The following is a 20,269-nucleotide window of genomic DNA, read 5'->3' on the forward strand; positions in this document are numbered from 1 at the left end:
CTTGATTTCTTTAGAACGAAAGTCGTCGTCGCCAGCAGCGCCGCCGCCCTCGTTCAGTGAGCGGACTTATAAATCCATCACCTCAAACAAGTCAACAGCACAAATCGGAAATTTCAGAGAAATATTCCAATTAATTGATTTTCCTAAATAATTTCAATTTTCAGTGACGTTCCGCTGCAAAAGACGCCACATCGCTGCCGGTTTTGCACAGGAGAACGGAGCCCGCGACATCAAGTCGAGCCCCGCGCCTTCTTTTGGCCCGGTTCCTCGCTAATTGCTTTGCCAACGAAGCGTTAATGCGGGCATGCGTGCGCGTGTCCTTATGTAGGCTGTTGCGACATATCTTTCGATGCGTCGATCAATTTGACTCATGGCTTTGAAAGTTGCACACCTTCGCCTGAAGTTTCTGGAGAGCGCATGACCGACGGGGCACAGCTGGTATGACTGCGGATCGCAATGTGATCCGGTCGCTAGGCACGGAACCGCCAATTCTGGCGGAAGGGCGCCGTGCACCCGATCGTCGCGAAATTTCGCTGCGATGGCTCTCCGGTACATTTCTGACCGGCATCACTTCTTCCATATTGATGGGTGTGGCTCTGTTTGCAGCTCTGGACGGTCGTCAGCAGCTCGCCATTCCCGCCGAAGCCTTCGCGAAGGCGGACATGGGTAACAATGCGACGGAAGCCGCGCGCCGCGGCACGCGCCTTATCGCCCCGAATATCGCGGCCCGGCCATCCGACCGGTCGATCATGGAAGTCTCGACTGTCATCAATGAAGGCGACAAGGAAGTGGTCCGCAAGGTTCCCTTCTCTCACGTCAAAATTCCGCTGGCAGCGAATTATGCCAAGCAGGATGATTATCCCGCCTTCGATCCCTTAAACATTTTCGCGAGCAACGACGACAAGGACGCAGCCGCGCCTGCACCGAGCCGCACGGGAACGATCTACGGCTCCGAGGTTGAATCCGAAGTCAGCCTGAAGACTGTAGCCTTTCCGGTCCTGCACTCCAAATATGCCTTTGCCGGCTCCTTGAGCTTTGACGAGGTGGAGGAAGCGGTACGATCGAATGGCTCGATCCTGACGGATGGCAATGAGCAAGTTGCCGCGCTTTATTACATCGACCCGCGCCGCTTTGATAATGATGAAGGTGATGTCGATATCACGGCCGGCCTCGCCGCCCGTGTCGTTGAACAGAATATGTCGGTTTCAACCCCGCAATCGGCATCGGTGCCGGTCAAGGAATATGCCGACGACGTGATCCCTGCCCGCCAGACCGAGACCATCGAGGCTGCTTTGTTCGGCGCGGGTTACTCCAAGGTACAATCATCGGAAATCGCCGGGCTGCTGTCACCGCAACTCCAGTCGAACAATGTCGAAAGCGGTGATGTGCTGCGCGTCGGCATTATTCAGGAAGACGAAAAAAGCGACATCGTGCGCGTCAGCCTTTATCGCAAGGGCCGTCACATGGTCACCATGGCCGTCGATGACCGCAAAAACTTCATCAAGGCCAGCGAACCGCCGAAACTCGACGCTGTGGCGACCGCCTTCGACAGTACGCCGGCGCCTGCGGCTGGCCGCGACCTGCCCAGCGTCTATGACGGTGTCTACCGCGCGGCTCTCGCTTACGGCATGAACCAGAGCATGGTTTCCCAGCTTATCAAGCTTCTGGCCAGCAGCGTCGATTTTCAGGCGCAGCTCAAGCCGGCGGATACGCTGGAAGCATTCTTCTCCGTGGAAGACGCCGATGGCAAGGCCACCGACAAGTCGGAGCTGCTCTACGTCAACGCCAAGTTCGGCGACAACGAGACGCGGTTTTACCGGTTCCAGAACCCTGAAGACAACAGTATCGATTATTTCGACGAGAACGGCAAAAGCATACGGCAGTTCCTGTTGCGTAACCCCGTTCCGAACGGCCGCATGACATCCGGTTTCGGCATGCGCCGTCACCCGGTTCTGAAATTCAGCCGCATGCATACCGGCACCGACTGGGCCGCCGCCCGCGGCACGCCGATCATCGCAACCGGTAACGGCACTGTCGAAAAGGCCGGCTGGGCCTCTGGTTACGGCAACCAGACCCTGCTGCGCCATGCCAATGGCTATGTCTCTTCCTATAATCACCAGAGCGCCATCGCCAAAGGTGTCACCGAAGGCGCCAAGGTCCGACAGGGTCAGGTCATCGGTTATGTCGGATCGACCGGCCTTTCGACCGGCGCCCACCTGCATTACGAACTGATCGTCAACGGCACGAAAGTCGATGCGATGAAAGTGCGCCTGCCGGGCGGCAAATCGCTTTCCGGTGATGCGCTCGCACGTTTCTCCGATGAGAGAAAGCGCATCGACAACCTGCTCAACATCGAGGACAAACCAAATCAGGTGGCGAGCCGGTAATCCGCCGGCATTTTGCGGTCCGAAAAGCAGATCAAATGAAAAGGGCTCCGTTTCCGGAGCCCTTTAGTTTTATGCCGCATCGGCCGTTTCGGTTTCGGCCTCGCCCTTCGGAGGCTTGACCTTGAACAGCAGCCGGTCCGTGCCGGACGTCACCTTGACCCGCGAACCATCGGGGATTTCCCCGCCGAGGATCATTTCGGCAAGCCTGTCCTGAACCGACTTCTGGATCACCCGCTTCAGCGGACGTGCGCCGTAAGCGGGATCATAGCCCTTGTTGGCGAGCCAGCTGCGGGCATCCTCATCCAGTTCGAGCGAGATCTTGCGATCACCCAGCAGCGAGACGAGCCGCTTCAACTGAATTTCCACGATCGCACCCATTTCATCACGCCGCAGGCGGTGGAACAGGATGATATCGTCGATACGGTTGAGGAACTCCGGCCGGAAATGCGACCGGACCCGCTCCATCACCAGTTCACGAACCGAATCCACATCGTCATTGTCGCCCATCTGCGTCATGAATTCCGAACCGAGATTCGAGGTCATGATGATGATGGTGTTCTTGAAATCGACGGTGCGGCCCTGGCCATCCGTCAGGCGGCCATCATCCAGCACCTGCAACAGGACATTGAAGACGTCCGGATGCGCTTTCTCGATCTCGTCGAACAGCACGACCTGATAGGGCCGGCGGCGAACGGCTTCGGTCAGGGCACCACCCTCTTCGTAACCGACATAACCGGGAGGCGCACCGATGAGCCGGGCAACGGAGTGTTTCTCCATATATTCCGACATATCGAGGCGAACCATCGCGGTTTCGTCGTCGAACAGGAAGCGGGCGAGCGACTTCGTCAGCTCGGTCTTGCCCACACCGGTCGGGCCAAGGAAGATGAACGAGCCGATCGGGCGGTTCGGATCCTGAAGGCCGGCACGCGAACGGCGAACCGCCTTGGAAACTGCCTGAACGGCCTCGCCCTGCCCGACAACGGACTTGGCAAGCTCGTCTTCCATGCGCAGCAGCTTTTCGCGCTGACCTTCCAGCATCTTGTCGACGGGAATGCCGGTCCAGCGGGAAACGACATGGGCAATATTGTCCGGTGTCACCACCTCCTGAACCATCGAGCCGGCACCGCTGCTGTCACGCGCTTCCGCCGCAGCCAGTTCCTTTTCAAGGCCCGGAATAATGCCATAGGTCAACTCGCCGGCGCGCTGGAACTGGCCGTTGCGCTGGGCAATTGCCAGTTCGTTGCGGGCTTCGTCCAGCCGCTTTTTCAAATCGGCGGCATGGCCGAGCTTCTGCTTTTCCGCCTGCCAGCGTGCCGTCAGCGCATCTGCCTTTTCTTCCGTATCGGCCAACTCGTCTTCAAGCTTTTTAAGGCGATCGACGGAGGACTGGTCCGTCTCCTGCTTCAAGGCTTCGCGCTCGATCTTGAGCTGGATGATACGACGATCCAGTTCGTCCAGTTCTTCCGGCTTGGAATCCACCTGCATGCGAAGACGCGAAGCGGCCTCGTCCATCAGATCGATTGCCTTGTCGGGCAGGAACCGGTCGGTAATATAGCGGTTGGAAAGCGTTGCAGCCGCAACCAGGGCCGAATCCGAGATGCGGACCTTGTGATGCTGTTCGTATTTTTCCTTCAGACCACGCAGGATCGAGATCGTGTCTTCCACGGTCGGTTCATCCACCAGCACGGGCTGGAAACGGCGGGCAAGGGCCGGGTCCTTTTCCACGTGCTTGCGATATTCATCAAGCGTGGTGGCGCCAACGCAGTGCAGTTCACCACGGGCAAGCGCGGGCTTCAGCAGGTTGGACGCATCCATCGCGCCATCGGCCTTGCCGGCACCGACCAGCGTGTGCATCTCATCGATGAACAGGATGATGCCACCATTTTCGGCCTGCACCTCATTGAGTACGGCCTTCAGGCGCTCCTCGAATTCACCGCGATATTTCGCACCGGCGATCAGCGCGCCCATATCGAGCGCCATCAGCTTCTTGTCCTTGAGGCTTTCCGGCACGTCACCATTGACGATGCGCAGCGCAAGCCCTTCGGCAATTGCCGTTTTACCGACGCCCGGTTCACCGATCAGCACGGGGTTGTTCTTGGTGCGGCGCGAAAGGACCTGAATGGTACGGCGAATTTCGTCGTCGCGGCCGATGACAGGGTCGAGTTTACCCTCGCGGGCTTCCTCCGTCAGATCGCGCGCGTATTTCTTCAACGCGTCAAAACCCTGTTCGGCATTGGCGCTATCGGCCGTGCGGCCCTTGCGGATGTCGTTGATGACCTGGTTGAGAGCCTGCGCCGTTGCGCCTGCCTTTTTCAGCGAAGCCGAAGTGGAAGCAGAGCTTTCAATCGCCAACGCCTGCAAAAGGCGCTCGACGGTAACGAAGCTGTCGCCTGCCTTCTTTGCAAGATCTTCAGCAGTCGAAAACACCTTGGCAAGCGGCGCCGTCAGCGAAAGGCCGCCATTGCCGCCGGAAACCTTGGGCAATTTCGCCAACGCGGCATCATTGGCAAGACGCGCTTCTTTCGCGTCGCCACCAGCCCGCTCGATCAGCGATGCCGCCATGCCCTGCTCGTCATCGAGCAAAACCTTGAGAACATGTTCCGCAGAAAACTGCTGATGATTTTCGGCAAGCGCAAAGGTCTGTGCCGATTGCAGAAAACCGCGAACGCGTTCGGAGTATTTTTCAATATTCATAGTCGAACCTCCATTGACCGGCCCGCCCGCTTTCGGCACGGCTCCGGGTGTTAGGGTTGAGGCTCCCTCAAAAGGCAAGCCCCGCTACGACAGCCGTGTTTAAAGGATTTCACGATCGCCGCCTCTCGAATGACGGTTGCCGGCGAATGCGGCTTGCGTCCTTCCTGCACGAATATGGGAGGCATTTTCATCGGTTTAAAGGGGCGCAAAACCGCCATTCGGGAAATTTTCGCCTGTTTTGACAGACGTCAGTTTGCCGGCGCGCAACCACCCTCTTTGCCTGCCAACGGCTCCTGCCATCTGAACCCTAAAAACAAAAAACTCCGGCAAGCCGGAGTTTTTCAATTGCGTGGTTGGCCGCGTGTTTGACGCGGCCTGCCTGAAATCCCTGCTTATTCAGCAGCGTTTTCAAGAGTGGCCGGTGTTGCGTCTTCACCGGCGGGCGCGTCTTCACCTTCAGCACCTTCCGCCGCCGCGGCACGGCGCGGACGACGCGGGCGCGGGGTCGTGGCACGGCGGGTCTTTGGCGCACGTTCGGTTGCGGGTGCTTCCGCCTGCTGCTGCTCTTCCTCGACGGCCACTTCCATGGGCGTACCTTCGATGACGGGCTGCGGTGCCTGGCTGGCGTCATAAACCGGTGGCTGCTGCTCGGCCGAGACCTGCGGCTGGCGCGGCTGACGTTCCTGCCGTTCACGACGGTCGGGACGTTCGCGACGTTCCTGGCGTGGCTCGCTCCGCTCAGTGCGCTCCTGGCGCTCCGGCTGCTGGACGCGCTCTACCTGTTCGGAATGCTGCTGCGATGCAACGACGCCGTCGTCGCCATCGTTTCCATCCATATCGTCGGCATCCGTCTCGGCGGAATTATATTCACCGCGATCGTCGCGCTGGAAACGTTCCTGCATCTGGGCCTGAGCCGTGGCAATGATGCGGTTGTAGTGCTCAGCGTGTTGCAGATAGTTTTCCGCAATCACACGGTCGCCGGAACTCTGCGCGTCCCGGGCAAGGGCAGCGTATTTTTCCGCTATGTGCTGGGCTGTACCACGAATCTTAACATCGGGGCCGGAACTGTCATAAGTCCTGGTGAGCGGATTGCCGCCCTTGCGGTTGAAGTTGTTATTACCGCCACCATTGTTATTGTTGTTATTATTGTTGCTTCCACGCCCCCGGCCGCGCTTGTTTTGCTGTCCTGGCCTCATCAATTGCTCACCTGAATTCTGTTTTGCTGACAATCTGGTTATTTTCATGCAATTCCGGACGGAAAACCGCTGGAAATTTTTCCTGAAATTGTTCCGTCACGCGTCCTGCCGAAGATAACCCCGGACAAGACCTCGCGTGTGACGACCGGTCGCGCAAATGCTGCACCGAGCCGCCTGCGAACAAAGTTTACTGATTCACATGCCGGAAACGCCCAGCCTTTCAGGGCTCTCAAAAGAACCCGCTTCGGGACTGACCCATACCCTGACGAATCTGCGTTCGTCCTCAGCCACCCTGCATGTGGCCGCAAACTATCCCGCTTCCTGCGGAAATCCAAGCCTTTTCTTTTGCTGTGCAAAATATCTCTGCAAAAATCCGCCGCCATATCGCGAAGAACTATCTCCGGAAGATCAAAACTCTGTCGTTGCCGCCATAATCCTTCACGGCCTCCACAAGAGAGAAACCGTTAGAAGCAAATATCGTGGAAACATCAAGCCTTTGATCGAAACCGATCTCCACACCAACGATCCCGTTTTCCACAAGAAAGCGGCCTGCGTCGGCAGCAATAAGGCGGTACGGTGCAAGGCCGTCCTGACCTCCGTCCAGCGCCGCCATCGGATCATGATGACGAACCTCTCGGTCGAGCGTTGTAACGATATCGCTTCTTATATAAGGCGGATTCGACACAATTATGTCAAAGCGGCCGGAGATTTTTTCGAACCAGTCGCTCTGCATGATCTCAAAACGCGTTTCGAGCCCGTTTCTGGATGCGTTTTTCGCAGCCGTCTCCAAGGCACCAGTGGAAATATCGCTGCCGATACCCGTCGCGTCAGGGCATTCCTTCAAAAGCGCCAGACAGATCGCCCCCGTGCCCGTGCCCAGATCCAGAATGCGGGCGCTGCCCTTGTGGGAAACCGCCTCCTTTAACGCCGGCAACAGCGTATCAACCAGAACCTCCGTGTCCGGACGGGGTTCGAGCGTATCCTTCGACAGCAGAAGATCGAGGCCGTGAAATTCCCGGTGACCGAGGATGCGGTGGACGGGTTCTCCCCCGGCCCGCCTTTCGATCATGGAAGCGATGCGGGCCTGTTCTTCCTGCGTAAGGGGCCGATCCGGCTTCATTACGAAATCGGTCAGTGAAAAGGCAATAACCTCACCGATCAGCAGGCGCGCATCGAGAAGCGGATCGGCAACACCGGCCGCCTGCAGCCGTTTGCGGGCAGCGGCAAGTTCGGTCGAAACGGTCCCCTCAGCGCCGCTCAAAGCTGCTGTTCGCCAAGCAGTGCCAGCTGGCCGGCCTGATAATCGGCGATCAACGCATCCACGAGCTCATCAATCTCACCTTCGATCATTCTGTCGAGTTTATAGAGGGTGAGGTTGATGCGGTGATCGGTGACCCGCCCCTGCGGGAAGTTATAGGTGCGGATGCGCTCTGACCGGTCACCCGAACCGACCTGGCTTTTGCGGTCCGCCGAGCGTTCACTATCCACCTTCTGCCGCTCGATATCGTAAAGACGCGAACGCAGAACCTGCATGGCCTTGGCGCGGTTCTGGTGCTGGGATTTCTCCGAACTGGTGACGATCAATCCCGTCGGAAGATGGGTGATACGAACGGCAGAGTCGGTGGTATTGACGTGCTGACCGCCGGCGCCCGAGGCGCGCATCGTATCGATGCGAATATCTTCCGGGCGGATTTCGACGTCGATGTCCTCCGCTTCCGGCAGCACCGCGACGGTGGCAGCGGAGGTGTGAATACGGCCGCTCGCTTCCGTTTCCGGTACCCGCTGCACGCGATGCACACCGGATTCGAACTTCAGCTTGGAGAACACCCCTCGCCCGCGGATCGTGGCGATGATTTCCTTATAACCGCCCGCTTCACCTTCGCTGGCGGAAAGGACTTCGACTTTCCAGCCCTTGGTCGATGCGAAGCGCTCATACATGCGGAACAGATCGCCGGCAAACAGCGCCGCTTCGGAGCCGCCTGTGCCGGCACGGATTTCAAGGATCGCGCTTTTTTCATCCGCCGCATCCTTGGGAAGCAGCAGGACCTGCATGTCCTTCTCTAGCTCACCGATGCAGGCTTCGACCTCCGGCAGCTCCATTTCCGCCAGATCGCGCATGTCCCTGTCGGTCGTCCTGTCGGCGAGCAGCGCCTGGAGATCGGCAGCCTCGGCAATCGCCTTTTCGTAATCGCGGATCTTGTTCACGACCGGCTGCAGTTCGGAATATTCCGAAGCCAGCTTCACATAAACATCTGCCGCCGGGCCAGCCGACATCCGCGCTTCGATCTCTCCGAAACGCCTTTCCAACTCGCGCATTTTTTCGACGGGAAGCTTCGCCACCAGTCACTCCGATAATGAAATAAGTCTTTTAAATGGGAATGGAATGCGCTGCAGCAAAGCGTAACAACACCTCGCGCCCGCTTTCCAGCGAATTATGATCGTCAAGCGCGGCATTCAACTCGTCGGCAAGACGTGCCGCGTCCAGCCCGAGCAGCATGGCCTTGACCGGACCGATTGCCGTTGGCGACATGGAAATCGACCGGAAACCGAGACCGATCAGCGCCATGGCAGTCAGTGGCTTGCCCGCCATCTCGCCGCACAGCGTGACCGATGTGTGGTGCTTTTCGCCGGCGCGAACGATATCACGCAGAATGCGCAGGAATGGCTTGCCGAGATTGTCGAAACGATCCGAAACCCGGGCATTGCCACGATCGACCGCCATGGAGAACTGGAACAGGTCGTTTGAACCGACGGAAACGAAATCCACCTCCTGCATCAGCTCATCGAGCTGCCACATCAGCGACGGCACTTCCAGCATCGCGCCGAATTGCAGCTTTTTCGGCAGCGCATGGCTGAACTTCGAAAGATGCTGCACTTCCTTCTGCAGAAGATCGCGTGCCGCCCGTATTTCGGACACTTCCGTCACCATCGGCAACATCATGCGCAGCTCCGCACCGGACGCGGCGCGCAGCAGTGCGCGCATCTGCGTGCGCATCAGGCCCGGACGGTCAAGCGACAGGCGAATCGCGCGCCAGCCGAGTGCCGGATTTTCCTCTTCCTGGCCGCGCATATAGGAAACGACCTTGTCGCCGCCGATATCCAGCGTGCGGAAGGTGACGCTCTTGCCCTTGGCCTGCCGCAGAACGGAGCGATAGAAAGCCTCCTGCTCCTCGCCCTTCGGCATGTTGGAAGCGATCATGAATTGCAGCTCGGTGCGGAACAGGCCGATGCCGTCGGCGCCGGATTCCTCCAGCTGCGGCAAATCCACCAGCAGGCCCGCATTCATCTTCAGATTGACCTTCTGGCCATCCTTGGTGATCGGCTCGACATTGCGCAGCGCACGGAACTGCTCCTGCCGCTTGGCACGCAGGCGAACTTTTTCTTCATAGGCACGCTGCAGATCCGACATCGGGCGCAGATGCACCTGACCGTCATCACCATCGATGATGATCGGATCGTTGTTTTCCGCCAGCGCGACGATGCCGGCCGCTTGGCCGATGATCGGAATACCCATGGCGCGCGCCACGATAACGACGTGGCTCGTCACCGCGCCGTCTTCGAGCACCAGACCGCGCAGTTTTTCACGCGGGTAATCCAGCAATTCGGCAGCGCCCATGGCGCGTGCCAGAACGATGGCGTCGAGCGGGAAATCCTGCTCCGGTCCGCGCCCGCCAAAACCGATCAGCTGACGCAGCAGCCGGTTGGCAAGATCATCGAAGTCATGCATGCGCTCGCGCAGATAAGGATCGGTCAGGCGCATCATGCGCGCCTTGGTGTCGCTCTGCACTTTCTCGACCGCCGCTTCCGCCGTCAGGCCGTTGCGGATCGCCTCTTCCATGCGCCGCACCCAGCCCTGATCGTGGGCGAACATGCGATAGGTCTCCAGAACCTCGCGGTGCTCACCTTCGGTCGGCACGTCGCGGCGCTGCAACATGTCATCGATCGACAGGCGCAGCGAGCCGATAGCATCGGCAAGACGGCGGATTTCCGTATCCGCGTCCTCGTTCAGCAGGTTGGTGACGACAATGCGGGGATCGTGCAGCACGACGTGACCGAGACCGATGCCTTCGCCATAACCATCGCCATCGATGGTGACGGCGCGCGTCAGGTCCAGCTCCACACCGGGGCGGGTGATCTTTTTCAACTCGCCGCTCGCCACTATTTCAGCGATAAGCATCGCGGTTGTCTCAAGCGCTTCAACTTCATCCTCCCGGTATGTTCGGCTGGCCTTGTTCTGGACCACAAGAACGCCAAGAGTGCGACCGGAGCGCAAAATCGGCACGCCGAGGAAGGAATGATAAATTTCCTCACCGGTTTCAGGAAGATAGCGGAATGCGGGATGCGCCTGCGCATCGGAAAGATTGAGCGGTTGAGCGGAAGCGGCAATGGTGCCGACAAGACCTTGCCCCATTTTCAGCTGGGCAAGATGCACAGCATCCTTGTTAAGACCTTCGGTGGCGTAAAGCTCCAGCACGCTGTCGGAACGCAGCACGTAGACCGAGCAAACCTCCGCCACCATGTTGCTGGCAATCTGACGGACGATCTGGTCCAGACGATCCTGCGGTTCAAGGTGCTCCGCCATCATTTCGCGCAGCCGCTTGAGCAGGACGCGCGGACCTGCGGAAAGGTCTCTCATCGCGTTTGCTCCCCGACGCTTCCGATCCGAATGTCATAATATTCGAGAATCAAAACGTCATTTAAAAAATTTATAGCGCCAGAAGCGCGTCCCGCAAGGGACACGCTTTCAAGAAACGCCACATCGGAAGAACGCAACTCCGAAGAATCGGAGCATCGGGAACCGATGTCTCGGATTTAGCTCTTATCGAGACCGTAGGCCGAATGCAAAGTGCGAACGGCAAGTTCGGCATAGGCGCCGTCGATCAGGATCGAAATCTTGATCTCTGACGTGGTGATGGCCTTGATGTTGATGTTTTTCTCGGCAAGTGCCTTGAACGCGCTGGCGGCAACGCCGGCGTGGCTGCGCATGCCAATACCGATGACGGACACCTTGGCGAGACCCGTCTCGTTCTGGGCAACGTCGAAGCCGATCTGGGCCTTGTTGTCGTCGAGAACCTTGAGCGCCTTGGCAACGTCGCCCGAGGGAACGGTGAAGGTCATGTCGGTGCGCGAGCCATCTTCGGAGATGTTCTGCACGATCATGTCGACATTGATATGCGCTTCGGCCAGCGGACCGAAGATCGCGGCGGAAACGCCCGGACGGTCGGCCACGCGGCGCAGCGAAATCTGTGCTTCATCCTTGGCATAGGCGATGCCGGTTACGACTTCCTGTTCCACGATTTCATCCTCGTCACAAATCAAAGTACCGGGCGGGTTGATGAGGTCGCCCATGCCCGGCGCATCGGGATCCTCGAAACTGGAGCGAACGAAGGTGCGCACCTTGTGTACCATGGCAAGCTCGACGGAGCGAACCTGCAGAACCTTCGCGCCAAGAGACGCCATTTCGAGCATTTCCTCGAAAGCGATTTTCTTCATGCGGCGAGCCTTGGGCTCGATGCGCGGATCGGTCGTGTAAACGCCGTCGACATCGGTATAGATGTCACAACGATCCGCCTTGACGGCGGCGGCAATGGCCACAGCCGACGTGTCAGAGCCGCCGCGACCAAGCGTCGCGATGCGATTATCCGGGCCGATGCCCTGGAAACCGGCAACGACGGCAACCTGTCCTTCCCCCATGCGCTTGACGATGTCGGACCCGTCAATCTCCAGAATACGGGCGGCGCCATGCGCATTGTCGGTACGGATCTGGATCTGCCAGCCCTGCCAGGAGCGTGCATTGATGCCCATGGACTGCAGGGTGATCGCCAGCAGACCTGACGTCACCTGCTCGCCGGATGCGACAACCGCGTCATATTCGCGCGCATCATAGAAGGAGGCGGCGTTGGTGCCGGTCACCTTCGCGGCGTTCTGCACCCAGTCCACCAATTCGTTGGTTTTGCCGGACATGGCGGAAACGACCACGGCCACTTCATGGCCGGCATCCACTTCGCGTTTCACATGCCGTGCGACATTGTGAATGCGTTCGAGGTTCGCGACGGACGTGCCGCCGAATTTCATGACAATGCGAGCCATAGCCTTGACCAGTACATCCCTTTTTTCCGCCAGCCGGTTTTCACCCGGTGTGGACAAGAACAAACCCAGTCGGCCCTTCCTGACAAAGAGCCTCAAGTTGCGGGTCTCTTAGCGAAAAGGCGGGGGGCACGCAATGCCGTTTATGAACCATGCGGTACGCCTTTTGAATGGCGTTTGCGAAGGACGATGGCGGGCTGGAACACAGGGCAGGAGAAAATACCCGTAAAAGAGCGTACCGCAGTGCACTGTACAAACCGGCCTATTCGCAGTATGAGCGCGGGCAATGCAACCGGCCAGATGGCCGAAATGGCCTGTATCGGCTGCCCCGGAGACTTTAGGACCTATTGGTTTCGGGCGGATGCGGGCAGCTTCATATCCGAAAGACGGTAGATGACAGACACCCAGGGTATCGCCCCGGCGATCGCGCAGGCGTTGGAAAAACGCGGCTACAACGACTTGACCCCCGTGCAGAAGGCCATGCTTGCGCCGGAACTCGCCGATAAGGATGCGCTGGTTTCCGCGCAGACCGGTTCCGGCAAGACGGTTGCCTTCGGCATCGCGCTCGCAACCACGCTGCTGTCGGAAAATACCCGCTTCGGTCAGGCTTCCGCGCCGCTCGCTCTTGCCATTGCCCCAACCCGCGAACTGGCCATGCAGGTCAAGCGCGAGCTGGAATGGCTTTATGAATTTGCCGGCGTGTCGATCGCATCCTGTGTCGGCGGCATGGATATCCGCAATGAGCGCCGGGCGCTGGAACGCGGCGCCCATATCGTCGTTGGCACACCCGGCCGTCTCTGTGACCATATCAAGCGTGGCGCACTCGATCTGTCGTCCATCCGCGCCGTGGTGCTGGATGAGGCCGACGAGATGCTCGACCTCGGCTTCCGTGAGGATCTGGAATTCATTCTGGAAGAATCGCCCGAAGATCGCCGCACGCTGATGTTCTCGGCCACCGTGCCGCGCAGCATTGCCAAGCTGGCCGAAAGCTACCAGAAGAACGCAGTGCGCATCGCCACCGCTTCCGAACAGAAGCAGCATGTGGATATCGAATATCGCGCGCTTCTGGTGTCGCCGTCTGATCGCGAGAACGCCATCATCAACGCGCTGCGCTTTTACGAAGCCCGCAACGCCATCGTCTTCTGCTCGACCCGCGCCGCGGTCAACCATCTGACGGCCCGGTTGAACAATCGCGGCTTCTCCGTCGTCGCCCTCTCCGGCGAACTGACGCAGAACGAGCGCACGCACGCGCTGCAGGCCATGCGTGACGGCCGCGCCCGTGTTTGCGTGGCGACCGACGTTGCTGCCCGAGGCATCGACCTGCCCGGCCTGGAACTCGTTATCCATGCCGACCTGCCGACCAATTCCGAAACGCTTCTGCACCGTTCCGGCCGTACCGGCCGCGCCGGGCAGAAGGGCGTCAGCGCCATCATCGTGCCCGTGAGCCAGCGCCGCAAGGCCGAACGCCTTCTTGAAGGCGCCAAGGTCAGCCCCGCATGGGTTCGCCCGCCCTCCGTCGAAGAGATCGTCGAGCGCGACGGCGCAAGGCTTCTGGCAGATCCGACGCTCAGCGAAGCCGTGGCTGAGGACGAACGCGATTTCGTGACGAAGCTGCTGGAACAGCATGGCGCGGAAAAAGTCGCCGCCGCCTTCGTGCGCCTCTATCACGCCGGACGCTCGGCACCGGAAGATATTTTCGAAGTCGCGCTGGATAACACCCGCAAGCCGCGCCGCGACAGTTTCGAAACGGTCGAAAACAATGCACCGCGCCGCGAGCGCTCCGACTTCTCCGACAGCGCGTGGTTCTCGCTTTCCGTTGGCCGCAAGCAGAGCGCCGAGCCGCGCTGGCTCATCCCGATGCTGTGCCGTTTCGGCAAGATCACCCGTCAGGATATCGGCGCGATCCGCATGCAGCAAACCGAGACCTTCGTGGAACTGGCCGCCGATGCCGTCGACCGTTTCACCTCCGCCATCGGCAAGGACATGATGCTGGAGAAGGGCATTCGCCTGAAGGCGCTGGAAGGCAAGCCGGAAATGACCGGCAGTGCCCGTGAAGATACAAGGCCGGCAAAGGCCCAGCGGAAGTTCACCAAATCGGACAATGCAAGCGCCCCGCGCGATGACCGCAAGGGCGAAGACAAGCCCTGGAAAAAGAAAAAGCCCTTCGGCGACAAGCCGAAATACGAAGGCAAAAAGGACAAGCCGTTCGAGAAGCGTGGACCGAAGCCAACGAAGGGCTGAGGGTTACTCCGGTCCCGTTCAGGCGAGACTCTGGATCGCCGGCAAAATTTCTGCCGTCATGCCGGCCTTGAGCCGGCATCCAGCCACGGTGCGTCTGCATCGCGAAAAGATTGTCTCGCGATCAAGGACTTGATCGCCCTGGACCCCGGATTAAATCCGCGGTGACAGTGAGAATGCTACGACTTCGCCAAACTGTTCGGTCGAAAAACTGGCCAGCAACAAAAAGCCCCGCTTTCGCGGGGCTTTTATTTTGTCTCAATTTCTCAAAACGTCTGCAATCAGAACTCCAGCGCGCGATCGCCGTTTTCATCCTTGATGCGGTTCGGCAAACCAATCTTGTTCAGAATGTTCAGGAACGGCTTCGGCGGCAGTTCTTCCACATTGGCCATCTGCTTCACGTCCCATTCGCCGGTGGCGATGAGCATGGCAGCGGCGACCGGGGGAACGCCGGCGGTGTAGGAAATGCCCTGCGAACCAACTTCTTCATAGGCGTCCTTATGGTCGGCCACGTTGTAGATGAAGACTTCGCGTTCCTTGCCGTCCTTGATGCCCTTGACGATATCGCCGATGCAGGTCTTGCCGACATAGTCAGGCGCCAGCGAAGACGGATCGGGCAGCACAGCCTTGACGACCTTCAGCGGCACGACTTCCAGACCCTCGGCCGTCTTGACCGGCTTTTCCGAAAGCAGGCCAAGGTTCTTCAGCACGGTGAAGACGTTGATGTAGTGATCGCCGAAGCCCATCCAGAAGCGCACATCGGCACCGTCCATGTTTTTGGACAGCGAATGCACTTCGTCATGGCCGGTCATGTAAGCCTTCTGCTTGCCGACGACAGGCAGATCGAATTCCTGACCGACTTCAAACATCTGGTTCGTCTGCCACTCACCCTTCTGCCAGGAATAGACAACGCCGGTGAATTCGCGGAAGTTGATTTCCGGATCGAAATTGGTCGAGAACCAGCGGCCATGGCTGCCGGCATTGATATCGACGATATCGACCGAGGTGACCTTGTCGAAATATTCGTCCTTGGCAAGGCGGGCATAGGCATTGACCACGCCGGGGTCGAAACCGACGCCGAGAATGGCGGTGACGCCCTTTTCCTTGCACTCAGCGGCGCGCTTCCACTCGTAGTTTCCATACCACGGCGGCGCTTCGCAAATCTTGGTGGGATCCTCATGGATCGCCGTGTCCATATAGGCAACACCTGCGTCCATGCAGGCACGAAGAACGGACATGTTAACGAAAGACGAACCGACATTGATGACGATTTCCACGCCGGTCTGTTTGATCAAGGCTTTCGTCGCCTCGATATCCATAGCGTCAAGCGCATGGGCCTCAAGTTTCACATCTGTCTTGAGGCTCTTCTTTTCGCGTACGGACTCGACAATCTTGCGGCACTTTTCCAAAGTCCGTGACGCAATATGAATGTCTCCCAATACATCGCTGTTCTGGGCGCATTTATGCGCCACGACCTGTGCTACGCCACCGGCGCCGATGATCAGAACGTTCTTCTTCATTTCAGGTGATGCCTCCTTTTCCCCGCAGGGATGAGCTTCGTTGGATGTTGAAACAGGGTTTAAGACAGGCTTTGCTCGAAATCGGCAAAGTCGAATTCACGAACGGCGCGGACCGTGCCGTCCAGTTCCTTGATGGCGATCGCCGGCATCTTCACGCCGTTGAACCAGTTCTTCTTGACCATGGTGTAACCGGCCGCGTCCTGGAAGGAGATGCGGTCACCGACCTTCAGCTCCTTGTCGAAGCGGAAATCGCCGAAAATATCGCCCGCCAGGCAGGACTTGCCGCAGACCATGTAGGGGTGCTCGCCCTCGTTCGGCGAAACCTTCGCGGTTTCGCGGTAGATCAGCAGATCGAGCATGTGGGCTTCGATGGAACTGTCGACGATGGCGAGGTTCTTGCCGTTGAATAGTGTGTCGAGCACCGTCACCTCAAGTGTGGTGCTTTTGGTGATCGAAGCTTCGCCGGGCTCCAGATAGACCTGCACGCCATATTTTTCCGAGAACGCCCGCAGACGCTCGCAGAACTGGTCGAGCGGGTAGTTGTCACCGGTGAAATGAATGCCGCCGCCGAGGCTGACCCATTCGGCACGTGACAGCAGCGATCCGAATTTCTCTTCGATCTGCGTCAACATCCGGTCAAACAGCGAGAAATCGCCATTTTCGCAATTGTTGTGGATCATGAAACCGGAAATACGGTCCATGACCTTGTCGACCTTGGCAACGTCCCATTCACCAAGACGGCTGAACGGGCGCGCGGGGTCGGCAAGATCGAAACTGGAAGAGCTGACCTGCGGATTGAGACGCAGGCCACGCGTTATGCCGGCGGCCTTGTCGGCGAAACGCTCCAGCTGACCGATCGAATTGAAGATGATCTTGTCGGCATTCGCAATCACCTCATCGATTTCGTAATCGGCATAGGCGACAGAATAGGCGTGGGTTTCGCCACCGAATTTCTCGCGGCCGAGACGCACCTCATAAAGTGAGGACGAGGTGGTGCCGTCCATATATTGCGACATGAAATCGAACACCGACCATGTGGCGAAGCACTTCAACGCCAGAAGCGCCTTGGCGCCGGATTTTTCCCGCACATAAGCAATCTTCTCCATGTTGCGAAGAAGTTTTGTCTTGTCGATGAGGTAATAAGGCGTTTGAAGCATGTCGTTTCACATATTGATTGAAGTCAAGGTACGTCTCGATGATGGGCCTTATATGATGCTTGTGACAGGAAAACAAATGTCCGGCACCGAATTCCCAGAAAATTGCCCCCAACCGGAAATGCCTGCGAAGAAAACACGTCACGTTGCGGAACCAAGCCTGCATCGGCGCGTTTGAATGGCGGACAGGCAGGTGTTTCGGTCACCGGAACGGAAGTTTTCGAGCGACAGAAATAGCCTGTAGCGGCAGTCGGGTTGGCCCGCCGCGATTTCCATCAACGATGTTCCAGGAAGGACTTCACCTATGGCAAGCGTGCGTAGCAGCGTTAATGACAAGATCCAGCAATCCCTCGAAAACGGTGATGCCGCCGACGTTGCGGCGCAGCTCGCCCAGCTTCGCGAAGATCTGGCAAATCTTGCCAAGAGCGTTAAGGCGCTGGGCGTCGGTGCCTCGCATGAGCTGAAGGCGCAGGCCGCCCGCGTGGCTGATGATGCGCTCACCGCCTCGGGCGAAATGGCCGACAGCGTCCGAAGCGAAATTTCGTCGCTGAACGACAATCTGACCGATCAGGTCCAGAGAAACCCGCTCCAGTCCCTCGGCATCGCCGTTGGCGTCGGCTTCGTGCTCGCTCTCCTTACACGTCGATAAGGCCGCATCATGCTTGAGGCATTGCTGGTCTATCTGGGAGACACCCAGCGCGAAGGACGCGTGGTGACGCGGCGTCTGCGTGCAACCATCATCCTGTGGGTGCTGACCGGTGTCTTTTTCCTGATCGCCTTCGTCGCCGCCGTGGTTGCAGGGTCGATCTATCTTGCCCGGCATGTCGGCGCGGGTCCCGCCGCGCTTGTCGTCGCGGGCACCGCGTTTCTGCTCGGCGTCATCATGCTGGTGGCGCTGGCAATCGTAAAAAGGCCCAGAGCCTATGCCGCACGGCCGGTTGCTCCCTTGACGGCTGCTCCGCTGACGGCAGCCCCCCTCGCCTTGCAGTCACTGTTGACGCTGGCGATCCAGGCGCGGCCCTATGCGACGCTCGCTGTTGCCATGGCCGCCGGTTTCCTGGCGACAAGGGCCAATACGAGGAAAAAGAAATAAACACGCCTTCGGGCGCGTTTTATGCACTTCCCCGGACCCTCATAAAAGCTGTGCATCCAGATGATGGATGCGCAGTTTTTTTTATGTTACGCGCAATGGATAGACTGGCAAATGGCGTCCCGCGCCATGCCGCCCTTATTTGAACAAAGTGACATACAGTCTCGGCGCGTCCGTATTTATTGAAAGGCGTTTGATGAAGAAGAAAGTCCTTGTCGTTGGCGGTGCCGGTTATATCGGTTCGCATACCTGCCTTCTCCTGTCTGAGCGAGGATATGAACCGGTTGTTTTCGACAACCTGTCCAATGGACATGAGGAATTCGTCCGCTGGGGACCCTTCGAACAGGGCGATATTCGCGACCGGGCGCGACTGGATGAAGTCTTCGCCAAGCACCAGCCGGAAGCCGTTCTGCATTTCGCGGCGTTGATCGAAGTCGGCGAATCCGTGAAGCAGCCCGTCGCCTTTTACGATAATAACGTCATCGGCTCGCTTAACCTGCTCTCCGCCGCAATCGATGCCGGTGTCACCGCCTTTGTTTTCTCCTCCACCTGCGCCACCTATGGACTGCCGGAACAGGTGCCGATCGACGAGACGCACCGGCAGGCACCCATCAACCCCTATGGCCGCACCAAATGGGTGGTGGAACAGGCGCTGAAGGATTACAGCACCTATAAGGGCCTGCGCTCGGTCATGCTGCGTTATTTCAATGCTGCTGGCGCGGATTTCGAGGGCCGTATCGGCGAGTGGCACAAGCCGGAAACCCACGCCATCCCGCTCGCCATCGAGGCCGCACTTGGACGGCGTCAAGGCTTCAAGGTGTTCGGCACGGATTACGACACCCGCGACGGCACCTGCGTGCGCGATTACATTCACATCCTCGATCTCGCCGATGCCCATGTGCGGGCGGTGGATTATCTGCTGGCGGGTGGCGAAACCGTCGAACTCAACCTCGGCACCGGCACCGGCACCACGGTGAAGGAATTGCTGGCGGCAATTTCCGAGGTCTCGGGCCGCCCCTTCCCGGTCGAATATACCGGCCGGCGCGACGGCGATTCCACCACATTGGTGGCCAATAACGACAAGGCCAAAGAAGTTCTCGGTTGGGAACCGCGTTATTCCCTCTCGGACATCATCAAATCCGCCTGGTCGTGGCATTCTTCCCGCAACGCCGGGGATTGAGCGGCCCATAGGCCAAAACAAAAAAGACACCGGCCAATGGCCGGTGTCTCTCGCGGGACGGCGGATTTACGCCAGTGCCCGCTCCTGCCTCCCAGGTATGGGATTAAGGCTTGGTGGCAGATGTGGTTGTACTGTCAGGTGCCGCCGGGGTGGCCGCATTCTTTTCGCTGGTCTTCTGTTCCAGCGTCTTGAACTCGGGCGCCGCCTTCAGCGTTTCCGCCGTTTCGGTCGTCGTCAGACGAATGGTGCCGTCCTGCGCATTGCGCGTCATCGTCACCTTGTCCATGGGCACGGCTACGTCCTTCGCGCCGATGCCGAGGAAACCGCCAACGCCGATCACGGCTGCGACCAGACCACCATCTTCTTCCATGATGAGATTGGTGACGTTACCGATGCTCTCATCGGCTGCGGTGTAGACCGACTTGCCAATATAGTCATTGGCGCTGATCTGCGTTTCGCCCTGCTCGGTGATGTAAGCACCGCCCGTGGTTGTGGCCGCGCTGTCATTGGCTACAGGAGCCGCAGGCGTCATCGGAGTGGCAGGCGGTGTTGCCGGCTCAGTCTGCGCACCCGGATTTGCCGGTGCGGGCTGGGTGGTGCCCTGAGCGATGGCAAGCGGCGCGAAAGCCGTCGTGCCCATCAGGGCGGCGGTGACGAGTATCGTAAGTTTCTTTGCCATTTTCGTACCTTCCTTTCATCGTTCTCAACTGGCCGGGCGGTGAT

At 58.8% G+C, this 20,269-nt stretch carries 14 protein-coding genes; 5 read left to right on the top strand and 9 right to left on the bottom strand.

Annotated features, from left to right (window positions below; all coding sequences use genetic code 11):
• The first annotated feature begins 440 nt into the window (after positions 1-440).
• Complete coding sequence (locus tag EXN68_RS19215) at positions 441-2,387, top strand: M23 family metallopeptidase (RefSeq protein ID WP_142842389.1); 1,947 nt, start codon at positions 441-443, stop codon at positions 2,385-2,387.
• Positions 2,388-2,456: 69 nt separating this feature from the next.
• Here EXN68_RS19215 and clpB read toward each other — a convergent pair whose 3' ends face one another.
• From clpB to EXN68_RS19245, 6 genes are all read right to left on the bottom strand, one after another.
• Positions 2,457-5,081: an ATP-dependent chaperone ClpB gene (clpB, locus tag EXN68_RS19220; protein WP_046802091.1), complete on the bottom strand. Its 2,625-nt coding sequence runs from the start codon at positions 5,079-5,081 to the stop codon at positions 2,457-2,459.
• 392 nt (positions 5,082-5,473) lie between these two features.
• Positions 5,474-6,277 carry a DUF4167 domain-containing protein gene (locus EXN68_RS19225; protein WP_142842390.1) on the bottom strand — a complete coding sequence of 268 codons (804 nt, stop codon included), beginning with the start codon at positions 6,275-6,277 and terminating at the stop codon, positions 5,474-5,476.
• 394 nt (positions 6,278-6,671) lie between these two features.
• Positions 6,672-7,538: a peptide chain release factor N(5)-glutamine methyltransferase gene (gene prmC, locus EXN68_RS19230; RefSeq protein WP_142842391.1), complete on the bottom strand. Its 867-nt coding sequence runs from the start codon at positions 7,536-7,538 to the stop codon at positions 6,672-6,674.
• Positions 7,535-8,617 (bottom strand): peptide chain release factor 1, encoded by a 1,083-nt coding sequence (gene prfA / locus EXN68_RS19235; RefSeq protein ID WP_142842392.1) that lies wholly within the window; start codon positions 8,615-8,617, stop codon positions 7,535-7,537. The genes prmC and prfA overlap by 4 nt, the downstream gene beginning before the upstream one ends.
• Positions 8,618-8,645: 28 nt before the next feature.
• Positions 8,646-10,913, bottom strand: coding sequence for a phosphoenolpyruvate--protein phosphotransferase (gene ptsP / locus EXN68_RS19240; protein WP_142842393.1), 2,268 nt, complete (start codon positions 10,911-10,913; stop codon positions 8,646-8,648).
• Positions 10,914-11,089: 176 nt separating this feature from the next.
• The gene (locus EXN68_RS19245) at positions 11,090-12,367 is read right to left on the bottom strand and encodes an aspartate kinase (RefSeq protein WP_142842610.1); all 1,278 of its coding nucleotides are present in this window, start codon (positions 12,365-12,367) and stop codon (positions 11,090-11,092) included.
• A gap of 390 nt (positions 12,368-12,757) precedes the next feature.
• On the opposite strand from EXN68_RS19245, the gene EXN68_RS19255 reads away from it, so the two are divergent.
• The gene (locus EXN68_RS19255) at positions 12,758-14,605 is read left to right on the top strand and encodes a DEAD/DEAH box helicase (protein ID WP_142842394.1); all 1,848 of its coding nucleotides are present in this window, start codon (positions 12,758-12,760) and stop codon (positions 14,603-14,605) included.
• Between the two features lie 278 nt (positions 14,606-14,883).
• Here the strand turns inward: EXN68_RS19255 and EXN68_RS19260 are convergent, their stop codons facing one another.
• A complete protein-coding gene (locus tag EXN68_RS19260; RefSeq protein ID WP_046802098.1) occupies positions 14,884-16,122 on the bottom strand; it encodes a saccharopine dehydrogenase family protein in 1,239 nt (412 codons plus the stop codon).
• Positions 16,123-16,181: 59 nt separating this feature from the next.
• On the bottom strand, positions 16,182-17,279 hold the full coding sequence (nspC, locus tag EXN68_RS19265) for a carboxynorspermidine decarboxylase (protein ID WP_142842395.1): 1,098 nt from the start codon (positions 17,277-17,279) through the stop codon (positions 16,182-16,184).
• 301 nt (positions 17,280-17,580) lie between these two features.
• On the opposite strand from nspC, the gene EXN68_RS19270 reads away from it, so the two are divergent.
• The 3 genes from EXN68_RS19270 to galE all read left to right on the top strand — a co-directional run bounded on the left by EXN68_RS19270 (position 17,581) and on the right by galE (position 19,546).
• Positions 17,581-17,925 carry an ElaB/YgaM/YqjD family protein gene (locus EXN68_RS19270; protein WP_142842396.1) on the top strand — a complete coding sequence of 115 codons (345 nt, stop codon included), beginning with the start codon at positions 17,581-17,583 and terminating at the stop codon, positions 17,923-17,925.
• Between the two features lie 9 nt (positions 17,926-17,934).
• Entirely contained in the window at positions 17,935-18,369 is a 435-nt protein-coding gene (locus EXN68_RS19275; protein ID WP_003498528.1) for a hypothetical protein, read from the top strand.
• A 193-nt stretch (positions 18,370-18,562) separates the two neighbouring features.
• Positions 18,563-19,546, top strand: a complete 984-nt coding sequence (galE, locus tag EXN68_RS19280; RefSeq protein ID WP_142842397.1) for a UDP-glucose 4-epimerase GalE — start codon at positions 18,563-18,565, stop codon at positions 19,544-19,546.
• 103 nt (positions 19,547-19,649) lie between these two features.
• Here galE and EXN68_RS19285 read toward each other — a convergent pair whose 3' ends face one another.
• Positions 19,650-20,225, bottom strand: coding sequence for a PRC-barrel domain-containing protein (locus EXN68_RS19285; protein ID WP_142842398.1), 576 nt, complete (start codon positions 20,223-20,225; stop codon positions 19,650-19,652).
• Positions 20,226-20,269: the final 44 nt, after the last annotated feature.

This window comes from Martinezella rhizogenes (assembly GCF_007002745.1).
Taxonomy (GTDB): domain Bacteria; phylum Pseudomonadota; class Alphaproteobacteria; order Rhizobiales; family Rhizobiaceae; genus Agrobacterium; species Agrobacterium cucumeris.

Bases quoted from the DNA above. Each gene is read 5' to 3' on its own strand.
- EXN68_RS19255 (WP_142842394.1), top strand. From the start codon at position 12,758: ATGACAGACACCCAGGGTATCGCCCCGGCGATCGCGCAGGCGTTGGAA.
- galE (WP_142842397.1), top strand. From the start codon at position 18,563: ATGAAGAAGAAAGTCCTTGTCGTTGGCGGTGCCGGTTATATCGGTTCG.
- EXN68_RS19225 (WP_142842390.1), bottom strand. From the start codon at position 6,277: ATGAGGCCAGGACAGCAAAACAAGCGCGGCCGGGGGCGTGGAAGCAAC.
- EXN68_RS19260 (WP_046802098.1), bottom strand. From the start codon at position 16,122: ATGAAGAAGAACGTTCTGATCATCGGCGCCGGTGGCGTAGCACAGGTC.
- clpB (WP_046802091.1), bottom strand. From the start codon at position 5,081: ATGAATATTGAAAAATACTCCGAACGCGTTCGCGGTTTTCTGCAATCG.
- EXN68_RS19215 (WP_142842389.1), top strand. From the start codon at position 441: ATGACTGCGGATCGCAATGTGATCCGGTCGCTAGGCACGGAACCGCCA.
- nspC (WP_142842395.1), bottom strand. From the start codon at position 17,279: ATGCTTCAAACGCCTTATTACCTCATCGACAAGACAAAACTTCTTCGC.
- EXN68_RS19285 (WP_142842398.1), bottom strand. From the start codon at position 20,225: ATGGCAAAGAAACTTACGATACTCGTCACCGCCGCCCTGATGGGCACG.
- EXN68_RS19245 (WP_142842610.1), bottom strand. From the start codon at position 12,367: ATGGCTCGCATTGTCATGAAATTCGGCGGCACGTCCGTCGCGAACCTC.
- ptsP (WP_142842393.1), bottom strand. From the start codon at position 10,913: ATGAGAGACCTTTCCGCAGGTCCGCGCGTCCTGCTCAAGCGGCTGCGC.
- EXN68_RS19270 (WP_142842396.1), top strand. From the start codon at position 17,581: ATGGCAAGCGTGCGTAGCAGCGTTAATGACAAGATCCAGCAATCCCTC.
- EXN68_RS19275 (WP_003498528.1), top strand. From the start codon at position 17,935: ATGCTTGAGGCATTGCTGGTCTATCTGGGAGACACCCAGCGCGAAGGA.